The sequence below is a fragment of the Limnohabitans planktonicus II-D5 genome (assembly GCF_001270065.2).
In the GTDB taxonomy this organism is placed as follows: Bacteria; Pseudomonadota; Gammaproteobacteria; order Burkholderiales; family Burkholderiaceae_C; genus Limnohabitans_A; species Limnohabitans_A planktonicus.
In genome coordinates this window covers 1-3,246 of the sequence record NZ_LFYT02000067.1, presented here as the reverse complement: position 1 = coordinate 3,246, position 3,246 = coordinate 1, and the positions used below count along the sequence as shown (strand labels likewise).

Below are 3,246 nucleotides of genomic sequence, written 5' to 3'. Positions count from 1 at the left end.
GATATTGGATGGAAACATCCGGTGTTGAGGAATTATTCATTTACGGCATAACGCGTCAGGTGAAAGACCTGACAGACATTCCTTGAAAATAACGATGGGTTCTCGATAAGAGAGTTCAAAGTTATAGGGTCAAGTGAATAAGAGCATGTGGTGGATGCCTTGGCAATGATAGGCGACGAAAGACGTGAAAGCCTGCGATAAGCTTCGGGGAGCTGGCAAATAAGCATTGATCCGGAGATTTCTGAATGGGGAAACCCACCCTTAGGGGTATCGCATGATGAATACATAGTCATGCGAGGCGAACCGGGTGAACTGAAACATCTCAGTAGCTCGAGGAAAAGACATCAACCGAGATTCCGAAAGTAGTGGCGAGCGAAATCGGAAGAGCCTGTTAGTGATAGCACAACTGTTAGCAAAGCGGCATGGAAAGGCCGGCCATAGTGGGTGATAGCCCCGTATGCGAAAACAGATGTGTGGTACTGAGCTAACGACAAGTAGGGCGGGACACGAGAAATCCTGTCTGAATATGGGGGGACCATCCTCCAAGGCTAAATACTCATCATTGACCGATAGTGAACAAGTACCGTGAGGGAAAGGCGAAAAGAACCCCGGGAGGGGAGTGAAATAGATCCTGAAACCGCATGCTTACAAAAAGTAGGAGCCTCGAAAGGGGTGACTGCGTACCTTTTGTATAATGGGTCAGCGACTTACATTCAGTGGCAAGGTTAACCGAATAGGGAAGCCGTAGAGAAATCGAGTCCGAATAGGGCGATCAGTCGCTGGGTGTAGACCCGAAACCAAGTGATCTATCCATGGGCAGGATGAAGGTGCCGTAACAGGTACTGGAGGTCCGAACCGACTAATGTTGCAAAATTAGCGGATGACCTGTGGATAGGGGTGAAAGGCTAAACAAACTTGGAAATAGCTGGTTCTCTCCGAAAACTATTTAGGTAGTGCCTCAAGTATTACCATCGGGGGTAGAGCACTGTTTTGGCTAGGGGGTCATGGCGACTTACCAAACCAAGGCAAACTCCGAATACCGATGAGTACAGCTTGGGAGACAGAGCACCGGGTGCTAACGTCCGGACTCAAGAGGGAAACAACCCAGACCGCCAGCTAAGGTCCCTAAAATTGGCTAAGTGGGAAACGAAGTGGGAAGGCTAAAACAGTCAGGATGTTGGCTTAGAAGCAGCCATCATTTAAAGAAAGCGTAATAGCTCACTGATCGAGTCGTCCTGCGCGGAAGATGTAACGGGGCTAAGCCAGTTACCGAAGCTGCGGATTTGCAATTTATTGCAAGTGGTAGGAGAGCGTTCTGTAGGCCTGTGAAGGTGGTGGTGTAAACCCTGCTGGAGGTATCAGAAGTGCGAATGCTGACATGAGTAGCGTTAAAGGGGGTGAAAAGCCCCCTCGCCGTAAGCGCAAGGTTTTCTACGCAACGTTCATCGGCGTAGAGTGAGTCGGCCCCTAAGGCGAGGCAGAGATGCGTAGCTGATGGGAAACAGGTCAATATTCCTGTACCGATGACAAGTGCGATGTGGGGACGGAGAAGGTTAGCTCAGCCAACTGTTGGATATGTTGGTTCAAGCCTGTAGTCGTGCTCGGTAGGCAAATCCGCCGGGCTTAGATGAGGGGTGATAACGAGGGTGCTTGCACCTGAAGTGAGTGATACCCTGCTTCCAGGAAAAGCCACTAAGCTTCAGCTTGTCATTGACCGTACCGCAAACCGACACTGGTGCGCGAGATGAGTATTCTAAGGCGCTTGAGAGAACTCAGGAGAAGGAACTCGGCAAATTGATACCGTAACTTCGGGAGAAGGTATGCCCCTAGTAGGTGAACTTGAACAAAGGGAGCCCAACGGGGTTGCAAAAAATCGGTGGCTGCGACTGTTTAATAAAAACACAGCACTCTGCAAACACGAAAGTGGACGTATAGGGTGTGACGCCTGCCCGGTGCTGGAAGATTAAATGATGGGGTGCAAGCTCTTGATTGAAGTCCCAGTAAACGGCGGCCGTAACTATAACGGTCCTAAGGTAGCGAAATTCCTTGTCGGGTAAGTTCCGACCTGCACGAATGGCGTAACGATGGCCACACTGTCTCCTCCTGAGACTCAGCGAAGTTGAAATGTTTGTGATGATGCAATCTCCCCGCGGAAAGACGGAAAGACCCCATGAACCTTTACTGTAGCTTTGTATTGGACTTTGAACAGATCTGTGTAGGATAGGTGGGAGGCTTTGAAGCTGGAACGCTAGTTTCAGTGGAGCCGACGTTGAAATACCACCCTGGTGTGTTTGAGGTTCTAACCTAGGTCCATTATCTGGATCGGGGACAGTGCATGGTAGGCAGTTTGACTGGGGCGGTCTCCTCCCAAAGCGTAACGGAGGAGTTCGAAGGTACGCTAGTTACGGTCGGACATCGTGATAATAGTGCAATGGCATAAGCGTGCTTAACTGCGAGACTGACAAGTCGAGCAGATACGAAAGTAGGACATAGTGATCCGGTGGTTCTGTATGGAAGGGCCATCGCTCAACGGATAAAAGGTACTCTGGGGATAACAGGCTGATACCGCCCAAGAGTTCATATCGACGGCGGTGTTTGGCACCTCGATGTCGGCTCATCTCATCCTGGGGCTGTAGCCGGTCCCAAGGGTATGGCTGTTCGCCATTTAAAGAGGTACGTGAGCTGGGTTTAAAACGTCGTGAGACAGTTTGGTCCCTATCTTCCGTGGGCGCTGCAGATTTGAGGAAGCCTGCTCCTAGTACGAGAGGACCGGAGTGGACACACCTCTGGTGTATCGGTTGTCACGCCAGTGGCATTGCCGAGTAGCTAAGTGTGGAAGAGATAACCGCTGAAAGCATCTAAGCGGGAAACTCGTTTCAAGATGAGATCTGCCGGGGCCTTGAGCCCCCTGAAGAGTCGTTCAAGACCAGGACGTTGATAGGTCGGGTGTGGAAGCGCAGTAATGCGTTAAGCTAACCGATACTAATTGCTCGTGCGGCTTGACCCTATAACTTTGATCACACATTGAAAGATGTGCATTGGTCAAGGAAGTTATGCCAAGTTGACGCATTCAAAAAAGGTTGAAAGTCCGGGTTAATAGCCTGGTTTAAAAGCCAAAATCTGATTCGAAACTCTATGAATTCGTTGTCTTGACGCAAGTCAAGATGACACCAAGTTATGCCTGATGACCATAGCAAGTTGGTCCCACTCCTTCCCATCTCGAACAGGACAGTGAAACGACTTAGC

2 rRNA genes are annotated in these 3,246 nt (G+C 50.0%); both read left to right on the top strand.

The features are described from left to right. The first annotated feature begins 127 nt into the window (after nucleotides 1-127). Nucleotides 128-3,007: ribosomal RNA gene (locus tag H663_RS40715) — 23S ribosomal RNA — on the top strand. 173 nt (nucleotides 3,008-3,180) lie between these two features. Further along, nucleotides 3,181-3,246, top strand: a 5S ribosomal RNA gene (rrf, locus tag H663_RS40710); the annotation flags it as partial.